The sequence below is a fragment of the Pseudomonas sp. 4CAES_32.4 genome, from assembly GCF_058136335.1.
Map to the genome: position 1 here is coordinate 6,027,616 of NZ_CM176882.1, position 23,769 is coordinate 6,051,384.

Genomic DNA, 23,769 nt, shown 5'->3' on the forward strand with positions numbered 1-23,769 from the left:
GATGCTCGATATCAAAAACCTGCTGGTGCGCCGTGGTGAGGGCGCACTGGCGCATCACGTGCGTCTGCCGCAATTGCAGGTCGGTGCCGGGGAAATCCTCGCCATCACCGGTGAGAGCGGCAGCGGAAAAAGCACGCTGCTCGAGGCCATCGGCCTGTTGCTGGCACCGGTCGAGCTCGAACGCTTTCGCCTGGGCAAAACAGCGGCGGCCACACAGCCGGCGCAGGACATCGCCCGGCTGCTGGCCAGCAATGACCAGCCGGGGCTGGCGGCGGTGCGTTCGCGGGATTTGGGCTTCATTCTGCAAAGTGGCGGCCTGCTGCCGTTTCTCAGTGTGCGCGACAACATCAGCCTGCCGCGGCGCTTGCTGGGCATGCCGGCGCACAGCGCTCACGTCGACCAGGCGGTCGAGGTGCTGCGCCTGCAAGGCTTGCTGGATAAAAAGCCGCAAGCCTTGTCGATCGGTGAACGCCAACGGGTCGCCTGCGTGCGCGCGATTGCCCATGAACCGCTGCTGCTGTTGGCCGACGAACCGACTGCCGCTCTCGATCCGCACAGCGCGCGACGCTTGTTCGAATTGTTGCTGAGCCTGGTGTCGAGTATGGGTTTGAGCGCCCTGGTGGTTTCCCATGATTGGGCGCTGCTCAAGGATTTCGGTTTGCCACGGCTTGGGGCCATCAGCCGTCAGGGAGAGACACTGTTTGAACCGATGGACTGAGCGCCTGCGCCTGCTGACTACGCTGGCTCTGCAAGACCTCTGGCACGACCGCAAGGTGTCGCTGTGCATCGCCGCCTCGCTGGTGGCGGTGATCGCGCCGCTGTTGCTGTTGTTCGGGCTCAAGCACGGTGTGGTCAGCCAGTTGCAGGATGAGCTGCTGCGCGACCCGCGCAATCTTGAAGTGAAGATGCTCAGCAACGGCAACTATGACAGTGCCTGGATCGAACGCTTGCGCCAGCGCCCGGAAACCGGATTTGCCCTCGGCCAGACCCGCTCGCTCAATACTCAAGCGGACTTGTTTGTCGGCCTGCAAAAGTTTGTCGAAGGCGCGGAAATCATCGCCACCGAACCCGGCGACCCGCAACTGAACCTGCCGCAATTCAACCCGGTCGGCAATCAAGTGATCCTCAGCGCCCGCGCCGCACAACGTTTGCAGGCCAAGGCTGGCGACCGTGTGCAACTGCGAGTGCTGCGTCGGCTGGAAGGTGTCAACGAGCGCGGCGAAATCAGCTTGAGCGTCCTCGCCGTGCTGGATGGCGCACGCTTCGGTCGCGCCGCCGGTTTTGTCGCGCCGCCGCTGCTGCTGGATCTCGAACGCTTTCGCGACGGCTATCAGGTCGCGGCGTTCGGCATCGCCACCGGCAAGCCGCAAGGCAATCTGCAACCGCTGTATGCGCGAGCCCGCGTGTATGCGCGTGACATCGATCAGGTCGCTCCGCTGGAACGCTGGCTCAACGAACAGCACATCGAAACCTCGAGCCGACTGGCCGACATCGACAACGTCAAAGCCATCAACCACGTACTCGGTTTGATCTTCGGCGTGATCGCCCTCGCGGCGCTGATCGGTTGCGTGGCGTCGATGGTCGGGGCGTTTCTGGCCAACATCGACCGCAAGCGCAAAAGCCTTGCGGTGCTGCGCCTGCTGGGGTTCAACCGGGCAGCGGTCGGCGGCTTCGTGATCACCCAGGCGCTGCTGCTGAGCCTCGCCGGTTATCTCGGCGGGTTGGGGTTTTACGCCATCGGCAGCCATTTGTTCGACTACTTGCTCGGCAGCAGTCAGGCCACCGGCACGTTCGTTTGCCACATCACTTTCTGGCATGGCTTCGCGGCCCTGCTTCTGACCTTTCTGGTCGCTGCACTGGTGGCCGTGGTCGGCGCCGTGCGAGCCATCAGCATCCAACCTGCGGAGAGTCTGCGTGAGCTATAAACGTTTTGGCTTGCTGTTGCCCCTGAGCCTGGGTTACCTGCTCGACGCCTCGGCGGCGGGCTGGGAAGAGAAGTATTACAACCCGATGCCCGAGGCCAGCGACGTCGTCCTGCCGATGCCGTGCGAGGGTTCGATGGTGTTTCGCAAGGTGTTCATTCCGGTCGCCGGGCCGCTCGATGACTACCCGATCAACATCGGCCAGGACGGCGCCGAGTACGGCTATGTCGAACAGACTCGGCCGACTTTCATCGCCGGCAGTTTTACCGGCGGCAAGAGCGATAAATCCCGTTACTACCTGATGGCCAAGTACGAGATGAGTCAGCTGCAATACGCCGCGCTGACCGAGGAGACCTGCCCCACCGCCGCGACCAAAATGCGCCTGCCGCAAGTTGCCGTGAGCTGGGTGCAAGCCATCGATGCCGCCGACAAGTACAACCTGTGGCTGCGCAAGAATGCTGCCGACAAGCTGCCGAAAGAAGACGGCGCGCTAGGCTTCCTGCGCTTGCCGACCGAGGTCGAGTGGGAGTTCGCCGCCCGTGGCGGACTGGAAGTCGGCGCGGCGGAATTTCGCGACACGCACTATCCGATGCCGGACGGCATCAACGCCTACGAGTGGTTCGCCGGGGCGCAATCGTCCAACGGCAAACTGCAACTGACCGGCCTGCAAAAACCAAACCCACTGGGCCTGCACGACATGCTCGGCAACGTTGACGAGATGATGTTCGAGCCGTTTCGGCTGAACAAACTCGACCGTCAGCACGGTCAGGCCGGTGGTTATGTGGTGCGCGGCGGCAACTACCTCACCGCCCAGGCCGACCTGCGCACTGCGCTGCGCAAGGAACAGCCGTACTACAACGCCGAAGGCCAGGTGAAGAACAAGACCTCTGGTCTGCGTCTGGTGATGGTCTCGCCAACCCTGACCTCGCGGGAACGCGTCGCCAGCATCGAAAGCAGCTGGAAGAAACTCGGCACTGGCAGCAAGGAAACCGAATCGGCCGATAAAGGCACGGTGCAATCGCTGAATAATCTGGCCTCGGGCGTCGAAGACAAGGCGCTCAAGGAAAAACTCCAGGCCCTGGAAAACCAGTTGCGCGCCAGCAATCAGCAGCAGGAAGAAACCCGCGATCAAGCGATTCGCGCCAGCCTCAACCTCGGTGCCTTCCTCTGCACCAAGATGCTCGATGACGGCCAGTACGTGGATTTCCTGCAGAAAAACTACAAGCTCAACTGCGAGTCCGCCGACAAGGACGCCAGTTGCGACATGCGCAAGGGCAAGCTCGACGAGCAGAAGGATCGCCTGCACAAACTCAGCCGTTACTACGCCAGCAGCCTGGTGGAATCGGCGACGCTGTACGGTCAGCCGCTGCTTGAAGCACAGGTTCCGGTGATGGAAGAAATCATCACCCGCAACAAACAGCTGCAAGACCTCAAACCTTATTTGCGCACGCACTGGGCCAATCAGAAGACCTTCCTGCAAAAGCAGAAGATCGACACCGACGCCTGGCTCAGCAGCTGCAAAACCGTATCCCAATAACAACGCACCACAACACTGTCATCAAGGAGCTTCACCATGTCGCGCAGCCTCTGGACTCGCTTCAAGCTACAAATCGCTTTCTTTGTCACCGGCAGCCTGCTGCTGACCGGTTGCGCCAACACTGGCAGCTCGATGCTCGGCGGCAGCGACGGTGCCGACCCACGCCTGACTCAGGGCAGTGACGCGCAGTTCTTCAGCAAGTCTGGTTATCAAGCCTGCGCCGTGGGTGCCGGCGTCGGCATCCTCGGTTGCGCGCTGTCCAACAGCAGCAACAAGGCTGTCTGCGCCATCGCCGCCGGTATCACCGCGTGTGGCGTGGCCATGGGCGCCAACTACTACCTGGATCAGCGTCGCAGCGAATACTCCGACACCACGACCCGTCTGGCGAAGATGAACAGCGATGTCGAGCAGGACACGCAAAACGTGGTTGCCCGTACCGCCACCGCGCAACAGGTGATCAACGACGATCAGGCACGCATCGCCCAGATCAAGAAAGACATCGCCAGCAAGAAGGTCGACAAGACCAAGGCCCAGGCGCAAATCGCCGAGATCGACCAGAACATCGCGCGTCTGCGCAAAGACCTCGGCAACATGCGCACCAAGGTCACCGAGTACACCAAAGTGGCTGACGCCGAACGTGCTCAGGGTGCCAGCGCCGAGATGAAGCAGGTCGACGTGAACATCCTGAAGATGAACGAGAAAGTCGCGGCCCTGCAGAAGGAAGTCGACGGTCTCTACAGCCAGCGCTCCGCGATCACCCTGGGCTAAGCACATGACCCTAAAACAGCTGGCGGTCCTGACCGCCATCCTGGCGTTGGGCGGATGCGCAACCAAGCCGGGCGAATGCGATTCGACCAATCGCGACAGCAGCATGCTGACCAAGATGAACTGTGACTACTCCGGGGGTTACAGCGATCAGGTCAAGCAGAAGGAGCAGGCGCTGGCCGAGTCGCGTCAGCAGAACGCGATGTTCCGACAGGTCTACCAGAACATCCAGGCCCAGCAACTGAACACCAAACTCGATCTGGCCAGCCAGCAGAAATCCCAGGCTGACCTCAACCAGTCGCTGGGCAAGTTGCTGACTTCGCTCAAGGGCCGACGCGGTAATGAAGGCTCGGTGCAGAAGCAGATTGCCGATCTCGAGCAGCAGCTCAAGGCCTCGCAGGCAGCGCCAACCGCCAAGGCTTCACCGGCGGCGCTGGCAGCCAAGCAGGAACAGCTGAAAACGTTGCAGAAGAAGGTCAATCAGTTGCAGTTCAGTCTCGGTTACGAAGAGTAACTGTTCACCCCGCAGGCCTGCCGTCGCAGGCCTGCAGCTTTTTCAGGAATCGTCGTCATGCAGCGGGTCATCAGGGATGCGCACGCCACACCGGAGGGGATGAGTGCGCTGCAGGCCAAAGTCGCCCTCATTCAGAAACACTTCCCCCCCACCACCGCGAGCCTGTTCGCCATCCCCCGGATGGGCAGCGGCGAGGTGCTGGAATGGTGGACCGAACTGGGTGGCCAGCCGACGCCCTATGCCGAGCTCAATGAGGACGCGCAGCGCCGCTTGCTGCAAACCTATGAGGTGCGCCAGACCTCCCTCGAACAACTGGCCGACGAATTGCAAAAACGCGGCCAGCCGGGTGTAGCGGATGATCTGCGCAGCCTGCTCGGCAGCCCGGAGCTGGACAAGCTCTACAGCCTCAACGGCGAGCCATTGGTAGTGCGCTGGAACCAGGGACCGCCCCGTCCGATCGTGCCGCCGGTGGTTCCGCCGGTGCCATTGGCGCCGGTAGTGCCGCCTTCGCGCCGTGGCTGGTGGATCGCCGCTGCCTTGCTGGCGCTGTTGTTGCTGCTGCTGGCGTTGTGGCTGTGGTGGTTCCTGCACCGTGAACCTGCCGTCGTCGCGGTGCCACCGGCAGCACCGATCGTGGCGCCATTGGAACAACCGGTCGCGCCAGTGCCTGAGCCCGTCGTGGAACCGGAACCTGTTCCAGAACCGGAACCAGAGCCGGTACCGGAACCCGCACCCGTTCCGCCGCCAAAACCGGTGGTCGTCGCCCCGCCGCCGCCACCGACACTGGACAACTTCGCTTGCCGTAAAAAAGCACCGAACGCGGTGGTCCCGCAATTCGTCGTGGTCCTCGATACCTCGGGCTCGATGGAGCTCAACATCAAAGCGGTGAAAGCCGACGAAGACTGGTTCTTTGGCAACAATCTCAACAAATACACCGACCCGAGCCGCACCCTGCAAATCTTCGAGAAACCGAGCCGCATGGACGTCGCTCAGGATTCGCTGGCAGGGATGATCAATGCGCTGGATCCGAAGATCGACACGCGCCTGATCACCTTCGCCGGTTGCGAAAGCACGCCTGACCAAGGCGTGTTCAAGTTCGGCGATCGTCAGCGTCTGATCAACGGGATCCGTGGCCTGGTGCCTAACCAGGGCACGCCGCTGGCCGACAGCCTGTCCAAAGCGGCCAGCACCGTTGACGGGCGCAACAATGACGCGGTGATCGTGATGTTCGTCGACGGCGAGGACGGTTGCCAGAAGGACGTTTGCGCCGTGTCCCGACGCATTGCCCAAGAGCAGCCGCGGTTGCGGGTCAACGTGGTGAACATCGGCGCCGGCGGACCTTCGCAGTGCATTGCGAAAAACACCGGAGGCCGGGTTTATTCGAGCACCAACGCGGCCGAACTGGCCAAACAGTTGAAACTGGCGAGCAAGGAAGTGTCGAGCAGCGCCAAATGTAACTGAGCTACTGAATTGAGGTGACTGCTCTCGCGAGCAGGCTCACTCCTACAAGGATTTTCGGTGATCACAAATGCTGTGAACTACCGATGCCTGTGTAGGAGTGAGCCTGCTCGCGATAGCTATTTCAGCCGCACTCAACGAAAGCGATCAACCTCGGAGCGCAAATCCGCCGCCAGCTTCTCCAGCTCTTTCGCGGTGACCGCAAGGTTCGACACCACCTCACGCTGCTCACTGTTGGCCAGGGCAATGCTCTGCAGATTGCTGCTGAGCAATGTCGCCGTGCTGCTCTGCTCCTGAGTCGCCGTGGTGATCGCGGCAAACTGCTGACCCGCCGAGCGGCTCTGCTCATCGATGCGTGCCAGCGCCGAGGCGACATTGGCGTTGCGCGACAGACCTTCCTGCATCAGCACATTGCCCTGCTCCATGGTGCTGATCGCGTTGCCGGTTTCCTGCTGAATGCTGTGAATCATGCTGGAAATTTCATCGGTCGCCTGACGGGTACGCGAAGCCAGACTGCGCACTTCATCGGCGACCACAGCAAAACCGCGACCTTGTTCACCGGCACGCGCCGCTTCAATCGCAGCGTTGAGTGCCAACAGGTTGGTCTGCTCGGCAATCGAGGTAATCACGCCGACGATGCCGCCGATTTCCTGCGAACGCTGACCGAGGGTGTTGATCACCGTGGCGGTGCTGTTCAGCGCGCCAGCGATTTGCTCCAGAGACGACGAAGCCTCTTGCATCGAGCTACGACCGATCTGCGTTTGCTGAGCATTTTCCTGGGCCAGACGCTGAGTCGCACCCATGTTGTCGGCGATGTTCAGCGAAGTGGCGCTGAACTCTTCCACCGCGCCAGCCATGCTGGTGATTTCGCCGGACTGCTGCTCCATGCCTTCGTACGCGCCACCGGACAAACCGGACAGCGCCTGCGCACGGCTGTTGACCTCTTCGGAAGAACGACGGATGTGCTCGACCATCGTCGACAGCGCCTGGCTCATCTGGTTGAACGCGCGGGACAGCTGACCGATTTCGTCGTTGCTCGTCACGTTCAGGCGCACGCTCAGATCACCGGCACCCAAGGCTTCGGCCTGACGCACCAGATCACCCAGCGGTTGCAGCTTGGAACGCAGCAGCCACATCGCCGAACCTACGGCCAACAGCATCGCCAGCAGGCTGCCGATCGCCAGTTGCGTACCGACGCTCCAGGTCACCGCGCGAATCTCGGCCTTCGGCATGCTCGCCACGACCGACCACGGGCCACCGTCGAACGGCACGGCGACGCTGTAGAAATCTTCGGCCTTGTCGCCCCAGAACTGACCTTTGCCCGGCGTCTTCGACAAACCGTTGATCACCGGTATCGCCTGATCCAGCGCCTGCACACCCGCAGGTGGGACCAGCCATTTGTTTTGCTCATCAAGCAGCGCCAGCGAGCCGGTCTGGCCGATGCGGAAGCGCTTGAGGTTGTCGAACTGGGCGTTCTGCGCGTCGGTGTAGTCGAAGCCGACGAACAGCACCGCAATCACCTTGCCGCTGCCATCACGCACCGGGGTGTATTGGGTCATGTACGAACGATCAAACAGCAAGGCGCGGCCGACGTAGCCTTGCCCCGCCATCAACTTGGCGTAGGCCGGGTGCGCGTGATCAAGCAAGGTGCCGATGGCACGGCTGCCATCCTGCTTGGTCAACGAGGTGCTGACCCGCACGAAGTCTTCGCCGCTGCGCACGAACAGTGTGGCGACGCCGGCGGTCATCTGCTTGAACTCGTCGACTTCCTTGAAGTTGTTGTTCAACACTTCGCTGCCCAGGTGCAGGCCCGGGGTCTGGGTCCCGGCGACATTCACCGGCTCATCGGCGTGAATGCTCAGGCCAGCGCTGAAGCGCTTCTCGAACAACCCGCTCAGACGCTGGGTGCTTTCACGCAGCGTGCCGTGGAACGTGCTCAGTTGGTCGGCCAGCAGCCGCGCCTCACTGGCCAAATGTTCTTCACGGGTGGCGAGGTTGGCAGTATCCAGCGAACGCAGGGCGAACACCGTACTGCCGCTGATGACAATCGCCAGTATCACAGCGAGCGCGAGGCCCAGCTGCGAGGCGATCCGAGCGCGAGGTTGAGACATGGACAGCTCCTGGCCGAGCGACGGGATCCTCCTTGATCTCGACTCGGATAATTTTCTAATAATGGGGGTGGATCGTGGATACCGGCACGACGGTTCCACATGCTCATAGTCGGCGGTGAAACCGAATACTTGAGCGCGCAACGTGGGTATGGCGCAAGGCCGCCATTGTGGCGGCTCGAACGTTTCAGCTCAAGCGCGTAACCGCCGGCAGCTCCATGGCGCGAACTTCGCCTTGCAGGAAGTCGCTGAGACGGCGCAAACGTTCACCTCCCGGACGGGTTTTTGGCCACACCAAGTAATAATTCAGTCCGCTGGCGACCGCAGTCGGCCACGGCAGACTCAGCCGACCCTGCGCGACATCCTCGGCCACCATCAGCAGATCGCCCATCGATACGCCGTAACCGCGAGCCGCCGCAATCATGCCCAGTTCCAATGTGTCGAAGACTTGTCCGCCCTTGAGCGAGACCTGATCGGACAAGCCCATGTGCTCCAGCCAACTGCGCCAGTCGCGGCGATCCGGGGTCGGGTGGAGCAGTTCGGTGGAGGCCAGCCGGGCCAGATCCCACGGCTGGTCATTGAGCAGGTTCGGCGCTCCGACCGGTATCAATTCTTCGGGAAACAACAGGCTCGCCTCCCAATCCGGCGGGAAGTGCCCGTCGCTCAACAACACCGCGCAATCGAACGGCTCATCGTTGAAGTCCACCGAATCGACGTCCATCCAGGCGCTGGTCAATTGCACTTCGTTGCCCGGCTGCAAATGACGAAAGCGACTGAGCCGCGCCAGCAGCCAGCGCATGGTCAACGTCGACGGGGCTTTCATGCGCAGGATGTCGTCTTCGGCGCGCAAGGTATTGCAGGCGCGTTCGAGGGCGGCGAAACCTTCGCGAATGCCAGGCAGCAGCAAGCGGGCCGACTCGGTGAGCTGCAAATGGCGACCGCTGCGGTGAAACAGCTTGCAGGCAAAGTGATCTTCGAGCGTACGAATATGCCGGCTCACCGCACTCTGGGTGATCGACAACTCCTCGGCTGCGCGGGTGAACGAGCTGTGCCGCGCCGCCGCTTCAAATGCGCGCAGGGCATACAACGGAGGAAGACGACGGGACATGCACAAAGCTCCTGTAGCGGGGTGCAGCGAAATTGGCGGAATCTGATCAGCATGAGTATTAATCATGCCACCCATCCTTTTTATCCCTTTGTGCAATGCCTGCCAAGCGCCGAGAATCGACGCTCTCCTGTTCCCTCCGAATCGAGTGGTGATGACCATGCAGCATCCTGTGCGTACCGAACTCTGGGCCATTCTGCGGCTGGCAGGGCCGTTGATCGCTTCACAGTTGGCGCACATGCTGATGGTGCTGACCGACACTTTGATGATGGCGCGGTTAAGCCCCGAAGCGCTGGCTGGCGGCGGGCTGGGCGCAGCAACCTATTCGTTCGTGTCGATTTTCTGCATCGGCGTGATTGCGGCGGTCGGCACGCTGGTGGCAATTCGCAAAGGTGCCGGCGACATTATTGGCGCGGCGCGGCTGACCCAGGCCGGTTTGTGGCTGGCGTGGCTGATGGCGCTGGGCGCCGGGTTACTGCTGTGGAACCTGAAGCCGGTATTGCTGCTGTTCGGCCAGACCGAAACCAACGTCAACGCTGCCGGGCAATTCCTGATCGCCCTGCCCTTCGCCCTGCCCGGCTACCTGAGCTTCATGGCCCTGCGCGGTTTCACCAGTGCGATTGGCCGGGCGACCCCGGTGATGGTCATCAGCCTGGCCGGCACGGTGGCGAACTTCCTGCTCAACTACGCGCTGATCACCGGCATGTTCGGCCTGCCGAAACTCGGGCTGATGGGCATCGGCCTGGTCACGGCGATTGTCGCCAACTGCATGGCGCTGGCATTGGCCTGGCATATCCGTCGGCATCCGGCTTATGACGCTTACCCACTGCGCGCCGGCCTGTCGCGGCCGAACCGGCAGTACTTGAAAGAGCTGTGGCGCCTCGGCCTGCCAATCGGCGGTACCTACGCGGTGGAAGTCGGGCTGTTTGCTTTCGCGGCGCTGTGCATGGGCACGATGGGCAGCACGCAGTTGGGCGCGCACCAGATTGCTCTGCAGATTGTTTCGGTGGCGTTCATGGTGCCGGCGGGGATGTCGTATGCGATCACCATGCGTGTCGGCCAGCATTACGGCGCCGGGCAACTTAGCGATGCGCGGATGTCCGGACGGGTCGGCATCGTCTTTGGCGCTGTGGTCATGCTGGGGTTTGCCATGGTGTTCTGGTTGCTGCCGAATCAATTGGTGGGGCTGTTCCTTGATCACAACAATCCGGCGTTTGCCGAAGTGATTCGCCTCGCGGTGAGCCTGCTGGCCGTGGCGGCGTGGTTCGAGTTGTTCGACGGCACGCAGACGATTGCCATGGGCTGCATTCGTGGACTCAAAGATGCGAAAACCACGTTTCTGGTCGGGCTCGGCTGCTATTGGCTGATCGGTGCGCCGGCGGCGTGGTGGATGGCGTTCCATTTGAACTGGGGGCCGACGGGCGTCTGGTGGGGATTGGCGCTGGGCCTGGCGTGCGCGGCGGTGAGCCTGACGCTGGCGTTTGAATGGAAGATGAAGCGGATGATTCGGTTGGAGCCTGCGTCATCCACGCCGTTCACAGTTCCTCAGACCGACTGAGATACCTTGTAGGAGTGAGCCTGCTCGCGATAGCGGTTTGTCAGATAATGATGAGTTGTCTGACTCTCCGCTATCGCGAGCGGGCTCACTCCTACATTGGTTATGCGTTCAGCTCACGATCTTGAGCGCTGGCTGCTGGCTTGAGCCGAAGGTGAGATATTCGACCAGCTCCGCCAACGGCAGCGGTCGGCTGATCAAGTAACCCTGCACCTGATCGCAACCAAACCCGCGCAGCAGCTCCAGTTGCTCCGGCGTCTCGACGCCCTCCGCCACCACTTCCAGATGCAGGTTGTGCGCGAGGTTGATCATCGCGTGCACCAGTTTGCGGTTCTCCTCGCGCTGCTCCATGCCACCGACGAAGCTCTTGTCGATCTTCAGCAAGGTGATCGGCAGGCTGTTGAGGTGCACGAACGACGAGAACCCGGTGCCGAAATCATCCAGCGAGAAACGCACGCCGAGGCGGCCCAGGGCATCCATGGTCTGCTTGACCAGATCGCTGCGGCGCATCACCGCAGTTTCGGTCAGTTCGAATTCCAGCCACTGCGCTTCAACACCGCGCTCAGCGATCAAGCGGCTGAGGGTCGGCAACAACTGGCTGTCCTGAAACTGGCGGAACGACAGGTTGATCGCCATGTGCAGGGCTGGCAACCCGCGCTCGCGCAACGCCTGCATGTCACGCAGGGCCCGGGAAATCACCCAGTAACCCAACGGCACAATCAAACCGCTCTGCTCGGCCAGCGGCACGAATTCGCTCGGCGGCAACAGACCACGTTCGCCATGGCGCCAGCGCACCAAGGCTTCGAGGCCGACGATCTGGCCGTCCTCAAGATTCAGCCGTGGCTGGTAGTGCAGTTCCAGCTCATCGCGACGCAAGGCCCGGCGCAGTTCGCTTTCCAGATCCGCCATGCTCCGCGCGTTGCGGTTGATGCGTTCGTTGAAGATATGAAAGGTGCAGCCCTGCGTGCTCTTGGCCTGTTGCATGGCGATGTGGGCGTGCCACATCAGCGGATCGGCGCCCGCCTGTGCACGGGCATGGGCGATGCCGAGGCTGGAGCCGATCAGCAGGCTCTCGCCATCGACCCAGTACGGTTCGGCCAAGGCTTCGGTGATGCGTTCGGCCATCCATTCGGCGCGTTGCGGCGCGCGACGGGTGTCGATCAACAAGGCGAATTCGTCGCTGCCCAGCCGCGCCAATTGATCGCCCGCCTCCAGCTGACTTTTCAGCCGTGCGACGACTTGCAGGATCAAGCGATCGCCCGCCTGATGGCCGAGGGCGTCGTTGGCGTGGCGGAAGTTGTCGAGATCGAGATGGCCGAGGGCCAGGCCACGACCGTCGTTTTCCGCGAGGCGCGCCGTGAGCAAGGTCTGGAAACCCTGGCGGTTGGCGATGCCGGTCAGCGGATCCTGTTCGGCGAGGCGTTGCAGGGTGTTTTCGAGAACGCCGCGTTCGCGCACATGGCGCAGGCAACGGCGCAGCATGCCGGCGTCGAGGGCGTCGAACACCAGCCAGTCACTGACACCAACCGGCGCGGTGTCCGGTTCGTGTTCCAGCAGCAATACCGTCGGCAGACTGCAACGGCCGGGTGCCGGTTGCAATGCCGGAATAGTCAACAATACCGCGTGGCGGTTGTCTTCGAACAAACTGCTGACCGACTCCCAGCTCGGCGCGCTGATCAGCACCGCCGCGCTCCCCATCGGAGCCAGACACTCACGCAATAACGCTGTCCACGCTGGCTCTTCGGCCAGTAGCAGCAAACGCAAGGGTTCGACAGGCGTAGACAAGCTAGCTCCCTAGACTCTGCAAAGATGTGGGCGGGGCATTATGCCGTTGCGCAGTTCAATGACCAAATGACAACGGTTATCAAAACGTTATTTTGTGTCACGAATGAGAACATTAGCCGCAAAATCACCGCGCATCCTGCGTGAAAGTAACAAAACCGGCAAATTTGAATCGCGTGGTACGTCACAAGTCGGACAGAGCAGCACAAATCTCTGAGCCTGTTAAAATGCCGGCCCATTTCGTCAACGACTCCCGAATTTTCGTATGTCCCGACTCAATCCCCGGCAGCAAGAAGCCGTGAACTACGTCGGCGGCCCTCTATTGGTGCTCGCCGGTGCTGGCTCCGGCAAGACCAGCGTGATCACGCGCAAGATCGCGCACCTGATCCAGAACTGCGGCATCCGCGCCCAGTACATCGTCGCCATGACCTTTACCAACAAGGCCGCGCGCGAGATGAAAGAGCGGGTCGGCACCCTGCTGCGCGCCGGCGAAGGTCGCGGCCTGACGGTTTGCACCTTCCACAACCTCGGTCTGAACATCATCCGTAAGGAACACGTGCGGTTGGGCTACAAACCCGGTTTCTCGATCTTTGACGAGACCGACGTCAAGTCCCTGATGACCGACATCATGCAAAAGGAATACGCAGGCGAAGACGGCGTCGACGAGATCAAGAACATGATCGGCGCCTGGAAAAACGACCTGATCCTGCCGCCTCAGGCGCTGGAGAACGCGCGTAATCCCAAGGAACAGACTGCCGCCATCGTCTACACCCACTATCAGCGCACGCTGAAAGCGTTCAACGCGGTGGACTTCGACGACCTGATCCTGCTGCCGGTAAAACTTTTCGAAGAACACGCCGATATTCTCGAAAAGTGGCAGAACAAGGTGCGCTACCTGCTCGTCGACGAATATCAGGACACCAACGCCAGCCAATACCTGCTGGTAAAAATGCTCATCGGCAAGCGCAACCAGTTCACCGTGGTAGGCGATGACGACCAGTCGATCTACGCCTGGCGCGGCGCGCGACCGGAAAACCTGATGCTGCTCAAGGACGACTATCCATCGCTGAAAGTGGTGATGCTCGAACAGAACTACCGTTCGACCAGTCGCATCCTGCGTTGCGCCAACGTGCTGATCTCGAACAACCCGCACGAATTCGAAAAGCAGCTGTGGAGTGAGATGGGCCACGGCGATGAAATCCGCGTGATCCGTTGCCGCAATGAAGACGCCGAAGCCGAGCGCGTGGCCATGGAAATCCTCAGCCTGCACTTGCGCACCGACCGCCCGTATAGCGATTTCGCGATTCTCTATCGCGGTAACTATCAGGCCAAGTTGATCGAGCTGAAGCTGCAGCACCATCAGGTGCCGTACCGCCTGAGCGGCGGCAACAGCTTCTTCGGTCGTCAGGAAGTGAAAGACCTGATGGCCTACTTCCGCCTGATCGTGAACCCGGATGACGACAACGCATTCCTGCGGGTGATCAACGTGCCGCGCCGGGAAATCGGCTCGACCACTTTGGAAAAACTCGGCAACTACGCCACCGAACGCAAGATCTCGATGTACGCCGCCACCGACGAAATCGGTCTGGGCGAGCATCTGGACAGTCGCTTCACCGATCGTCTGGGGCGCTTCAAGCGTTTCATGGACAAGGTCCGCGAGCAGTGCGCCGGCGAAGACCCGATCGCGGCACTGCGCAGCATGGTCATGGACATCGACTACGAGAACTGGCTGCGCACCAACAGCTCCAGCGACAAGGCTGCGGACTACCGGATGAGCAACGTGTGGTTCCTGATCGAGGCGTTGAAAAACACCCTCGAGAAGGACGAAGAAGGCGAAATGACCGTCGAGGATGCCATCGGCAAACTGGTCCTGCGCGACATGCTCGAACGTCAGCAGGAAGAGGAAGACGGCGCTGAAGGCGTGCAGATGATGACGCTGCATGCGTCCAAGGGGCTGGAATTCCCTTACGTGTTCATCATGGGCATGGAAGAGGAAATTCTCCCGCACCGCTCCAGCATCGAAGCCGATACCATCGAAGAAGAGCGCCGCCTGGCCTACGTGGGCATCACCCGCGCGCGCCAGACCCTGGCCTTCACCTTCGCCGCCAAGCGCAAGCAGTACGGCGAGATCATCGACTGCGCGCCGAGCCGTTTCCTCGATGAGCTGCCACCGGACGATCTAGCCTGGGAAGGCAACGACGACACACCGACCGAAGTCAAAGCCGTGCGCGGCAATAGCGCATTGGCTGATATACGCGCGATGTTAAAGCGCTAGAATTGACCACTTTTTTTACTAGACCTTCGGCGCACAAAGCGCCAAATGAGGACAGCTTCATGGAAGCATTGCACCAGAAAATCCGCGAACAAGGCATTGTGCTTTCCGACCAGGTCCTGAAGGTCGACGCCTTCCTGAACCACCAGATCGACCCGGCCCTGATGAAGCTGATCGGCGACGAATTCGCCGCGCTGTTCAAGGATTCGGGCATCACCAAGATCGTCACCATCGAAGCCTCGGGCATCGCCCCGGCGATCATGACCGGTCTGAACCTTGGCGTGCCGGTGATCTTCGCCCGCAAGCAACAGTCCCTGACCCTGACTGAAAACCTGCTGTCGGCGACCGTTTACTCGTTCACCAAGAAAACCGAAAGCACCGTCGCCATCTCCCCGCGCCACCTGACCAGCAGCGACCGCGTGCTGATCATCGACGACTTTTTGGCCAACGGTAAGGCGTCGCAAGCGCTGATCTCGATCATCAAACAGGCCGGCGCCACCGTTGCCGGTCTGGGCATCGTTATCGAGAAGTCGTTCCAGGGCGGCCGCGCCGAGCTGGACTCGCAGGGCTACCGCGTTGAGTCGCTGGCCCGGGTGAAATCGCTGACGGGTGGCGTCGTTACCTTTATCGAATAACAGCTGAAAGCCGCAAGCACACCCCAACACCTGTGGGAGCTAGCCCTGCTAGCGATGGCGTCGTGTCAGTCGACATATTCATGACTGACAGACCGCAATCGCCAGCAGGGCTGGCTCCCACACTGGGTTTTGCGGTGCGCAGTTATTGCGCGCTGGCTTTGAGGCTGGAGCGCATAGGCCCTTCATCGAGTAGGCAGCAACACCGCAATACCCCTGTGGGAGCTAGCCCTGCTAGCGATGGCGTCGTGTCAGTCGACATATTCATGACTGACAGACCGCAATCGCCAGCAGGGCTGGCTCCCACACTGGGTTTTTGCGGTGCGCAGTTATTGCGCGGTGGCTTTTAGGCTGGAGCGCATAGGCCCTTCATCGAGTAGGCAGCAACACCGCAATACCTCTGTGGGAGCTAGCCCTGCTAGCGATGGCGTCGTGTCAGTCGACATATTCATGACTGACAGACCGCAATCGCCAGCAGGGCTGGCTCCCACAGTTGGTTTTGCGGTGCGCAGTTATTGCGCGGTGGCTTTTAGGCTGGAGCGCATAGGCCCTTCATCGAGTAAGCAGCAACACCGCAATACTCCTGTGGGAGGTAGCCCTGCTGGCGATGGCGTCGTGTCAGTCGACATATTCATGACTGACAGACCGCAATCGCCAGCAGGGCTGGCTCCCACACTGGGTTTTGCGGTGCGCAGTTATTGCGCGGTGGCTTTGAGGCTGGAGCGCATAGGCCCTTCATCGAGTAAGCAGCAACACCGCAATACCCCTGTGGGAGCTAGCCCTGCTAGCGATGGCATCGTGTCAGTCGACATATTCATGACTGACAGACCGCAATCGCCAGCAGGGCTGACTCCCACACTGGGTTTTTACGGTGCGCAGTTATTGCGCGGTGGCTTTGAGGCCGGTGAGGAGCAGGCGCTGGAAGAGGTCTTCTCTCAGGCCTTCCGGGTGGGTGAGTTGCATGCGCTCAAGGTGCTCGGGGTATAGCGATGCCTCGGGGGCGTCGAGGGCGGCTTTGCCGAGTTCAAGGATTTCGGTGAGTTTGAACTTGCTCTTCAGCCAGTTCAGCGCCCGCAACAAATCCCGTTCGATCGCGGTGAAATCGCAGCCCAGCGGATACTCCGGAAACAGGTTTGGATGCCGTGCAGCAATAGCTTGCAAACGCTGTGGCGTGTTGTCGGCAAAGCGTGGGTCGAGACGGAAATCCTTTGGCAGCTTGCCGACCTTTTGCGCTTGCTCGATCAAGCCCTGCTGGAAGCGTGAGTCGCTGATATTGAGCAGCGATTCAATGACGACCGCATCTGATTTGCCGCGCAGATCGGCAATGCCGTACTCGGTGACAACGATGTCGCGCAGATGCCGTGGGATCGTGCAGTGGCCGTATTCCCACACGATGTTGGAACTGACATCGCCACCCGACTCGCGCCAGCTGCGCAGAATAAGAATCGAACGCGCATCGTGCAGTGCATGACCCTGCGCCACAAAGTTGTACTGCCCGCCGACACCGCTGAGCACTCGGCCGTCTTCCAGTTGATCCGCCACACCGGCACCGAGCAACGTCATGGTGAACACGGTGTTGATGAACCGCGCATCAAGGCGTTGCAGGCGCTTGAGTTCTTCCTGCCCGTACAGCTCGTTGATGTAGCTGATGCGGGTCATGTTGAATTCGAGGCGTTTGCTCTGCGGCAGCTCGCGCAGGCGCTCGTAGAAACTGCGCGGGCCGAGGAAGAACCCGCCGTGCACCGAGATGCCGTCAGGCTGCGCGGACTCGTCGAGGGTGCCGGCGTTGGCCTGTTCCTGGGTCGGCACATCCGGATAGACCTTGCGCCGGATGATCCCCGCATCCGCCAATACCAGCAGGCCATTGACGAACATTTCGCTGCAACCGTACAAGCCTTTTGCGAAAGGGCCAGTGCCGCCCTCACGCTCGATCAACTGCGCCCACTGACTGAGGTTGATGTCATCGAGCAACGCCTTGTAACCGGCGTTATCCGCCTGACGGGCCAGCAATGCGGCGGTCAGTGCATCGCCCATCGAACCGATACCAATCTGCAACGTGCCGCCATCGCGCACCAGCGTACTCGCGTGCACACCAATGAAATGATCCTGAAAGCCCACCGGCATGTTCGGCGTGGAAAACAGCGTGCTGCTGTCCTTTGCATCGATCAGCAGGTCGAAGGTGTCGATGTCGACTTCGGCATCGCCCGGCATGTACGGCAGATCCGTGTGCACCTGGCCGACCAGCAGAATGGTCTCGCCCGCATCGCGACGCTTGGCGATCATCGGTAACAGGTCGAGGGTGATGTCCGGGTTGCAGCTCAGGCTCAGACGGTCCGGGTGTTCACTGCTGCTGGCCAGCAGTTGCGCCACCAGGTTCAGCCCGGCAGCGTTGATGTCACGGGCGGCGTGGCTGTAGTTGCTGCTGACGTAATCCTGCTGGGCCGGCGCGCTGTTGAGCAGGCTGCCGGGCTGCATGAAGAATTGTTCGATACGGATGTTGGCGGGCAGGCTGTCGCGGTGCAGGTCGGCGAGGAAATCGAACTCCGGGTAATCACCGAAGACGCGCTCGACAAAGGGTTCGATGAAGCGCTTCTGCAAGCCATCGCCCAGTGCAGGGCGACCTAGACACAGCGCGGTGTAAATCGTCAGTTGCCGCTCGGGCAGCGCTTTGACTCGCCGGTACAGCGCGTTGACGAAGTGATTGGGCTTGCCCAACCCCAGCGGCATGCCCATGTGGATGTGCGCCGGCAAACGCGCCAGCACATCGTCCACTGCCTGTTCGATCGAACACAACTGCACCATCTGAAGCCTCCTGCCCGTTCCGTGAATAGGGGTAGACCGAGCTTGCCGGGGATTTACTTCCGAGGGAAGGCAATTAGTGCGAAAAAAAGTGAAATAGGCGAGTGCGGTGCTTGGTGCAAGCACATCCAGAAAACCTTCAACAATAACAATGAATTAACAACACCAAGAGAATCATCGCACAAGCCGACAGCTTCTTTCCTACATTGACTCGAATTTAATCACGCAGAACTTCAGGAAACCTCTGAATTGAAGTAATTTGAGTCACAGCTAGCATTAAAAACGTAACACTTCATTAGCAATCGATGCCTCCAGGCCAGACATAAATCTATAAGTATAAATTATGACGGCAAATACGAGCTCCCATTTCTTCCGCACTAAATGAATTTTATCAAACCATGAAAAGCAATCTGATACTTTGCTGCTTTGGCTTGGGCATCTCAGCTCTAACAAGCGCATCGCCTTACCTAATCGGCAATTCAATGAATTTGTATCTATCCCAAGATCGTTCATATTTATATGCACTCGCTGGTGCTTCGCTTTTTATCATCGCGACGCCTCCCTTGAAGCTAGCAGCCAACGTGTATCTACAAAAGACTGCTGCCAAGACAAGGTATATTCTGAAAAGGACGATTCTAATTCATCTGCGAAGCAAGGCATCCGCGCATACGAGAAACCCGGGTGAGCAGATCGAACTCATCGACGGCGATGTTGACGGCTCAATGTATCTATACCATTCGGTATTTTTTGACACTTCACTCAACTTCAGCATCATAATCTTCGCGCTGATTATAACGGCTCAGTATCATCCTCTTCTGGCGCTCGCCCCCCTTAGCGGCCTGCTATATGCCTCAGCTGCATATTTTATAACACGGAGAAAGAGCGACACCCTTTTTGAAGAATACGCCCAAGCAAACACCGTTATAATCGGGGCAATCTGTGCGCATGTATGCGATGCCAAACCGTACAACGACAGAGTCAAGTTGGACATCAAAAACATTGAGCGCCTCGCTTTTCGTTCAAACCTGAAGGCATCTTTTTTCGAATCAATTTCAGGAACATGTTACTTGGTAGCGATAGTTCTTTTGTTCTTGATATCTGCTCATTTAATAAGTGAAAGCGCTTTGACAACAGGCGCTATCTTTGCCTCAGCCATCTACCTTGAGCGTGTGCTCAGCCCAACAATTTCACTTATATCCATTTACTACTCAAGCAGAGAGGCCTCTTATCGCCGCAATCGAATACTGAGCTATCAACTACAGCACGGGGGGCGTTGAATTATGCTTATGTGTTTGCAAAAAAACGTGGGATTATTTTTGTTTTCAACAATATGCCTGACTTTAGCAGCTGCATGTCAGTTGCTAATACCTTCAATCGTGGCAAAGGCACTTACAGCTCTTAGTAATGGCGCTGCCAGCACTAATCTGTATTTAACTCTTACCGCTGTTTTTTTATCGAAACTCGCGGCGCAAACCTTGGGCAGTTCCATGGCGGCGCTCATGGAAACGAAATCCCGATTTCTACTCATCAATTTCATTGTGCATGATGAAAGACCTTGCCCGTTAAGCTCTCGCGTGACGATGATCAAAGAAGATGCCGAGAAAATTGCTTCAGTCCTTCATGACTCAATTCATCTGGCAGGATCTTGTATTTTGACATTTGCTACAGCCTATATCTTAATCCGTGAAAATACTTATTTTTTCATCCCGTTGATATTTATCACGACATTGACTTGTGTGCAGTTGAAATTTGCAAAACTACATATCCAGAGCCTGTATAAAGCCGAGATGATCAATGAAGACCTGTACAAGGAATCGTTAATCAGCACTTTCAGCTCACGCACAATTGATGAGCAAAGCTCTCAATCACTTATCAGCAATAGCAATGAATGTCTGAGCAACACAATACAAGCACGCTACAAATATCAAAAAGCCAACGCCATTCAGTGCTTCTGGCCGGAAATGGCTATCTCGGCCGGGACAGTATCAGTCATCATTTTTAGCGCCACTGCGACGCCGGAGTTATTCGGCGAGCGCCTTATTGCCTATCTTGGCTACGTCGGAATTTTTACCATGGCCAGCACGAGTTCGATAAGACTTGGTATAACGATGATTGGAGTAAAGGTATCCGTTGGTAGAGTATTCAGGGGGCGCCAATATGAATGATTTATTCATCCAGCAGATACGCCTGAAGCCAGACAGAGCCGCGGCTCATTTTTTACGCGGCCTTTTTCCGCTTCAATTCAATAGCAGAATTACCGTATTTATTGGAGAAAACGGTTCTGGTAAATCCACGTTGCTTGAAGCACTTGCCATAAAGTTGGGATGCAATCCAGAAGGCGGCGGGAAAAACTTCAATTTCTCGACTGAGAACACCCACTCGAAACTGCACGAAACCCTGACGCTTTCAAAAGGCTACCGAAGGGAGAAGGACGTTTTTTTCTACAGAGCAGAAACCTTCTATAACTTGAACACTGCGATCCGCAAGCTTGATGCAGAGGGGAGCTTTGATCCCGAAATAAAGACCTATTACGGCGGCGTGGATATGCATTGCATGTCGCACGGTGAAGCAATGGAGGCTCTGTTTCAAAACCGATTCAAAGCCCATGGACTGTACGTTCTCGATGAACCGGAAGCGTCGTTATCCCCATTGAGGCAATTAGTATTTATCAACCGAATAATGGAGCTAGCACGCAAAGGCGCACAGTTCATCATCGCCACTCACTCACCTCTCATTATGTCGATCCCGGGATGTGATCTGAGACAGATATCGGAAGGGCGCTCCGATCCAATAACCCCGGCAGATACTGATGCTTATGCGGTGTACAAAGCCGTGCTTAACTCTTCCGGGGCCTATATCGCGAAAACCCTGCAGTGATATCGCAGGCACAAAAAAACCGTCCGAAGACGGTTTTTTTCGTCAGAAGCGCAGCTTATTTCAGGCCGGACATCTTCTCGATTGCACCTTTGAGCTCGGCATCCGAGCAATCGGCGCAAGTGCCTTTTGGCGGCATCGAGTTGATACCGGTGATGGCTTTGGCGAGGATGCCGTCGAGGCCGCCCTGGTGATCGGCGCGTTCTTTCCAGGCTGCGGTGTCACCGATTTTCGGCGCGCCCAACAGGCCGGTGCCGTGGCAAGCGTTGCAATGTTTGGCAATCACTTCGTCCGGCGTCTTGGCTCCGCCACCGCCGCCTGCGGAGGCTGCCACTTCCATCCCTTTGCATTCCTGACCTTGAACACACACCTGGCCGACCGGCTCGAGGCGCTTGGCAATGTCGTCATTCGTCGCAGCTTGAGCGCTGACAGCCCAGAGGGCCAATACGGTTGCTGGTGCAGCCAGCATTTTCATAATTAGATTCACGCGTTCACCCTCAATGGTGGCTATTCACGCCTGCGGCCACGGTTCGCAGGCGGGCGCAAGTATAGCGGGTAGCCCGCTACACTGAAACAACCCCATGATTAAAGGGGTCTTGTTGCGCATCGGTAAAACGGTCCGGGTGCCTTCACCGTAGTGGCCTGGCGCCTCTTGGTTTAGAAATTCGCTGGCGTGGCTGCGCTGATTAGTCGCGCAGGCAAGTCGAACGGATTTCGAAAACGATGCGGCTTGGTACTTTCAAAGTAGTAGCTGTCGCCGGCTTCGAGAATAAAAGTTTCCAGACCCACCACCAGTTCCAGACGACCTTCCACCAGAATCCCGGTTTCTTCGCCTTCATGGGTGAGCATTTCTTCGCCGGTATCGGCGCCCGGCGGGTAGATTTCATTGAGGAATGCGATGGCGCGGCTGGGGTGCGCGCGGCCGACCAGTTTCATGGTCACGGCGCCGTCGGAGATGTCGATCAGCTCGTTGGCCTTGTAGACGATCTGGGTCGGTACTTCCTGCAGGATTTCTTCGGAAAAGAACTCGACCATGGACATGGGAATGCCGCCCAGTACCTTCCTCAGCGAACTGATCGAAGGGCTGACGCTGTTCTTTTCGATCATCGAAATGGTGCTGTTGGTGACGCCCGCGCGTTTGGCGAGTTCACGCTGGGAAAGCCCTTTGAGCTTGCGGATCGATTGCAGTCGTTCACCGACGTCCAAGGCGCGAGCCTCCTGATGTTGTAAGAATATTGAGCGTTATCATGGCGACAGCGTTCAGTATTTACAACACTTGGCCCCCGCAGCGGCCCTAACCCTCGGAATAGAGCCTTGGCACCCGGCGCAGGTTGCAGAAGATCTGGTACGGGATGGTGTCAGCCCACTGCGCCACTTCACTGGCGAGGATGTTTTTGCCCCACAGTTCGACGGTGGCACCGAGGCCCGCTTCCGGTACGTCCGTGAGATCGATGCAGAGCATGTCCATCGACACCCGACCAAGAATGCGGCTGCGTTTGCCGGCGACCAACACCGGCGTACCGGTCGGCGCCTGACGCGGATAACCATCGGCGTAACCCATGGCCACCACGCCGATGCGCATCGGTTTGTCGGTGATGAACTTGGCGCCATAACCCACCGGCTCGCCAGCGGGCAGTTCGCGCACGCTGATGACTTTCGATTCCAGGGTCATCACCGGTTGCAGACGATCGGCGACGGCGTTGGCTTCTTCGAACGGGGTCGCGCCGTAGAGCATGATGCCCGGACGCACCCAATCACTATGAATCTGCGGCCAGCCAAGCACGGCGGGCGAGTTGCGCAGGCTGACTTCCGCCGCCAAGCCCTGACGCGCCGCCTCAAACACGGCGACTTGCTCGGTGCTGCTCTGCGCATGCAGCTCATCGGCGCGGGCGAAGTGGCTCATCAAGACGATTTTCGCCACTTTGCCGCTGGCCAGCAGACGCTGATATGCCGCTGGATAATCCTTCGGATGCAGACCAACGCGATGCATGCCCGAATCAAGCTTCAGCCAAACAGTAATCGGTGTGCTCAGCGCGGCCTGCTCGATCGCTTCGAGTTGCCACAGCGAGTGCACCACCGTCCAGAAATCATGCTCGACGATCAGCGCCAGCTCATCGGCCTCGAAAAAACCTTCGAGCAGCAGCACCGGTGCGCGAATACCAGCAGCGCGCAGCTCCAAAGCCTCTTCGATGCAGGCCACGGCAAAACCGTCGGCCTCGGCTTCCAGCGCCTGGGCGCAACGCACCGCGCCATGGCCGTAGGCGTCCGCCTTGATCACCGCAAGCGCCTTGGCGCCGGTGACTTCGCGGGCAATTCGGTAGTTGTGGCGCAGGGCTTGAAGATCGATCAGGGCACGGGCAGGACGCATGGCGGCAGACTTCTAGGCGGTCATGGGAAGAAAAACCGGCGCCGACTGACGACGTGAACCGCCAACAGCGCCGGGAGA

Annotated in this window: 19 protein-coding genes; 12 read left to right on the plus strand and 7 right to left on the minus strand. The window is 59.0% G+C overall.

Features of this window, described 5'->3' with window-relative positions; translation table 11 throughout:
- The first annotated feature begins 1 nt into the window (after position 1).
- From AC3Y64_RS27270 to AC3Y64_RS27295, 6 genes are read left to right on the plus strand one after another with little or no spacing between them, the layout of a single operon-like run.
- Complete coding sequence (locus tag AC3Y64_RS27270; protein WP_489985856.1) at positions 2-718, plus strand: ABC transporter ATP-binding protein; 717 nt, start codon at positions 2-4, stop codon at positions 716-718.
- Entirely contained in the window at positions 702-1,925 is a 1,224-nt protein-coding gene (locus tag AC3Y64_RS27275; protein WP_489985857.1) for an ABC transporter permease, read from the plus strand. The genes AC3Y64_RS27270 and AC3Y64_RS27275 overlap by 17 nt, the downstream gene beginning before the upstream one ends.
- The gene (locus AC3Y64_RS27280) at positions 1,915-3,459 is read left to right on the plus strand and encodes an SUMF1/EgtB/PvdO family nonheme iron enzyme (protein WP_489985858.1); all 1,545 of its coding nucleotides are present in this window, start codon (positions 1,915-1,917) and stop codon (positions 3,457-3,459) included. The genes AC3Y64_RS27275 and AC3Y64_RS27280 overlap by 11 nt, the downstream gene beginning before the upstream one ends.
- Before the next feature lie 36 nt (positions 3,460-3,495).
- Positions 3,496-4,227 carry a hypothetical protein gene (locus AC3Y64_RS27285; RefSeq protein WP_489985859.1) on the plus strand — a complete coding sequence of 244 codons (732 nt, stop codon included), beginning with the start codon at positions 3,496-3,498 and terminating at the stop codon, positions 4,225-4,227.
- Positions 4,228-4,231: 4 nt separating this feature from the next.
- Positions 4,232-4,738 carry a hypothetical protein gene (locus AC3Y64_RS27290; protein ID WP_489985860.1) on the plus strand — a complete coding sequence of 169 codons (507 nt, stop codon included), beginning with the start codon at positions 4,232-4,234 and terminating at the stop codon, positions 4,736-4,738.
- A gap of 57 nt (positions 4,739-4,795) precedes the next feature.
- The gene (locus AC3Y64_RS27295; protein WP_489985861.1) at positions 4,796-6,199 is read left to right on the plus strand and encodes a vWA domain-containing protein; all 1,404 of its coding nucleotides are present in this window, start codon (positions 4,796-4,798) and stop codon (positions 6,197-6,199) included.
- Positions 6,200-6,330: 131 nt separating this feature from the next.
- On the opposite strand, the gene AC3Y64_RS27300 is transcribed toward AC3Y64_RS27295, so the two are convergent.
- Complete coding sequence (locus AC3Y64_RS27300) at positions 6,331-8,307, minus strand: methyl-accepting chemotaxis protein (protein ID WP_158955548.1); 1,977 nt, start codon at positions 8,305-8,307, stop codon at positions 6,331-6,333.
- Between the two features lie 184 nt (positions 8,308-8,491).
- Positions 8,492-9,412, minus strand: coding sequence for a LysR substrate-binding domain-containing protein (locus tag AC3Y64_RS27305; protein ID WP_064389542.1), 921 nt, complete (start codon positions 9,410-9,412; stop codon positions 8,492-8,494).
- 157 nt (positions 9,413-9,569) lie between these two features.
- Between AC3Y64_RS27305 and AC3Y64_RS27310 the strand changes: the two genes are divergently transcribed.
- Entirely contained in the window at positions 9,570-10,967 is a 1,398-nt protein-coding gene (locus tag AC3Y64_RS27310) for a NorM family multidrug efflux MATE transporter (RefSeq protein ID WP_489985862.1), read from the plus strand.
- A gap of 108 nt (positions 10,968-11,075) precedes the next feature.
- Here AC3Y64_RS27310 and AC3Y64_RS27315 read toward each other — a convergent pair whose 3' ends face one another.
- Complete coding sequence (locus tag AC3Y64_RS27315; RefSeq protein WP_489985863.1) at positions 11,076-12,749, minus strand: putative bifunctional diguanylate cyclase/phosphodiesterase; 1,674 nt, start codon at positions 12,747-12,749, stop codon at positions 11,076-11,078.
- A 262-nt stretch (positions 12,750-13,011) separates the two neighbouring features.
- Between AC3Y64_RS27315 and rep the strand changes: the two genes are divergently transcribed.
- Both rep and AC3Y64_RS27325 read left to right on the plus strand, forming a co-directional pair.
- Positions 13,012-15,021: a DNA helicase Rep gene (gene rep / locus AC3Y64_RS27320; RefSeq protein WP_489985864.1), complete on the plus strand. Its 2,010-nt coding sequence runs from the start codon at positions 13,012-13,014 to the stop codon at positions 15,019-15,021.
- A 59-nt stretch (positions 15,022-15,080) separates the two neighbouring features.
- Positions 15,081-15,653, plus strand: coding sequence for a xanthine phosphoribosyltransferase (locus AC3Y64_RS27325; RefSeq protein ID WP_016985833.1), 573 nt, complete (start codon positions 15,081-15,083; stop codon positions 15,651-15,653).
- A gap of 876 nt (positions 15,654-16,529) precedes the next feature.
- Here the strand turns inward: AC3Y64_RS27325 and AC3Y64_RS27330 are convergent.
- The gene (locus tag AC3Y64_RS27330; protein WP_489985865.1) at positions 16,530-18,452 is read right to left on the minus strand and encodes an acetyl-CoA hydrolase/transferase C-terminal domain-containing protein; all 1,923 of its coding nucleotides are present in this window, start codon (positions 18,450-18,452) and stop codon (positions 16,530-16,532) included.
- A gap of 395 nt (positions 18,453-18,847) precedes the next feature.
- Between AC3Y64_RS27330 and AC3Y64_RS27335 the strand changes: the two genes are divergently transcribed.
- From AC3Y64_RS27335 to AC3Y64_RS27345, 3 genes are read left to right on the plus strand one after another with little or no spacing between them, the layout of a single operon-like run.
- Positions 18,848-19,726: an ABC transporter ATP-binding protein gene (locus AC3Y64_RS27335; protein ID WP_489985866.1), complete on the plus strand. Its 879-nt coding sequence runs from the start codon at positions 18,848-18,850 to the stop codon at positions 19,724-19,726.
- Between the two features lie 9 nt (positions 19,727-19,735).
- Positions 19,736-20,614, plus strand: coding sequence for a 6TM ABC transporter family protein (locus AC3Y64_RS27340; RefSeq protein WP_489985867.1), 879 nt, complete (start codon positions 19,736-19,738; stop codon positions 20,612-20,614).
- Positions 20,607-21,326, plus strand: coding sequence for an AAA family ATPase (locus AC3Y64_RS27345; RefSeq protein WP_489985868.1), 720 nt, complete (start codon positions 20,607-20,609; stop codon positions 21,324-21,326). Before AC3Y64_RS27340 ends, AC3Y64_RS27345 begins: the two co-directional genes overlap by 8 nt.
- A 55-nt stretch (positions 21,327-21,381) precedes the next feature.
- Here the strand turns inward: AC3Y64_RS27345 and AC3Y64_RS27350 are convergent, their stop codons facing one another.
- From AC3Y64_RS27350 to alr, 3 genes are all read right to left on the minus strand, one after another.
- On the minus strand, positions 21,382-21,798 hold the full coding sequence (locus tag AC3Y64_RS27350; RefSeq protein WP_194936471.1) for a c-type cytochrome: 417 nt from the start codon (positions 21,796-21,798) through the stop codon (positions 21,382-21,384).
- A gap of 182 nt (positions 21,799-21,980) precedes the next feature.
- Positions 21,981-22,529 carry a cupin domain-containing protein gene (locus tag AC3Y64_RS27355; RefSeq protein WP_008086779.1) on the minus strand — a complete coding sequence of 183 codons (549 nt, stop codon included), beginning with the start codon at positions 22,527-22,529 and terminating at the stop codon, positions 21,981-21,983.
- An 88-nt stretch (positions 22,530-22,617) separates the two neighbouring features.
- A complete protein-coding gene (alr, locus tag AC3Y64_RS27360; protein WP_489985869.1) occupies positions 22,618-23,691 on the minus strand; it encodes an alanine racemase in 1,074 nt (357 codons plus the stop codon).
- Positions 23,692-23,769: the final 78 nt, after the last annotated feature.

What these genes read in the sequence shown, in the direction of transcription:
- AC3Y64_RS27270 (WP_489985856.1), top strand. Translation starts at nt 2, where the DNA reads ATGCTCGATATCAAAAACCTGCTGGTGCGCCGTGGTGAGGGCGCACTG.
- AC3Y64_RS27285 (WP_489985859.1), top strand. Translation starts at nt 3,496, where the DNA reads ATGTCGCGCAGCCTCTGGACTCGCTTCAAGCTACAAATCGCTTTCTTT.
- AC3Y64_RS27290 (WP_489985860.1), top strand. Translation starts at nt 4,232, where the DNA reads ATGACCCTAAAACAGCTGGCGGTCCTGACCGCCATCCTGGCGTTGGGC.
- AC3Y64_RS27295 (WP_489985861.1), top strand. Translation starts at nt 4,796, where the DNA reads ATGCAGCGGGTCATCAGGGATGCGCACGCCACACCGGAGGGGATGAGT.
- AC3Y64_RS27300 (WP_158955548.1), bottom strand. Translation starts at nt 8,307, where the DNA reads ATGTCTCAACCTCGCGCTCGGATCGCCTCGCAGCTGGGCCTCGCGCTC.
- AC3Y64_RS27305 (WP_064389542.1), bottom strand. Translation starts at nt 9,412, where the DNA reads ATGTCCCGTCGTCTTCCTCCGTTGTATGCCCTGCGCGCATTTGAAGCG.
- AC3Y64_RS27310 (WP_489985862.1), top strand. Translation starts at nt 9,570, where the DNA reads ATGCAGCATCCTGTGCGTACCGAACTCTGGGCCATTCTGCGGCTGGCA.
- rep (WP_489985864.1), top strand. Translation starts at nt 13,012, where the DNA reads ATGTCCCGACTCAATCCCCGGCAGCAAGAAGCCGTGAACTACGTCGGC.
- AC3Y64_RS27325 (WP_016985833.1), top strand. Translation starts at nt 15,081, where the DNA reads ATGGAAGCATTGCACCAGAAAATCCGCGAACAAGGCATTGTGCTTTCC.
- AC3Y64_RS27330 (WP_489985865.1), bottom strand. Translation starts at nt 18,452, where the DNA reads ATGGTGCAGTTGTGTTCGATCGAACAGGCAGTGGACGATGTGCTGGCG.
- AC3Y64_RS27335 (WP_489985866.1), top strand. Translation starts at nt 18,848, where the DNA reads ATGAAAAGCAATCTGATACTTTGCTGCTTTGGCTTGGGCATCTCAGCT.
- AC3Y64_RS27340 (WP_489985867.1), top strand. Translation starts at nt 19,736, where the DNA reads ATGTGTTTGCAAAAAAACGTGGGATTATTTTTGTTTTCAACAATATGC.
- AC3Y64_RS27345 (WP_489985868.1), top strand. Translation starts at nt 20,607, where the DNA reads ATGAATGATTTATTCATCCAGCAGATACGCCTGAAGCCAGACAGAGCC.
- AC3Y64_RS27350 (WP_194936471.1), bottom strand. Translation starts at nt 21,798, where the DNA reads ATGAAAATGCTGGCTGCACCAGCAACCGTATTGGCCCTCTGGGCTGTC.
- alr (WP_489985869.1), bottom strand. Translation starts at nt 23,691, where the DNA reads ATGCGTCCTGCCCGTGCCCTGATCGATCTTCAAGCCCTGCGCCACAAC.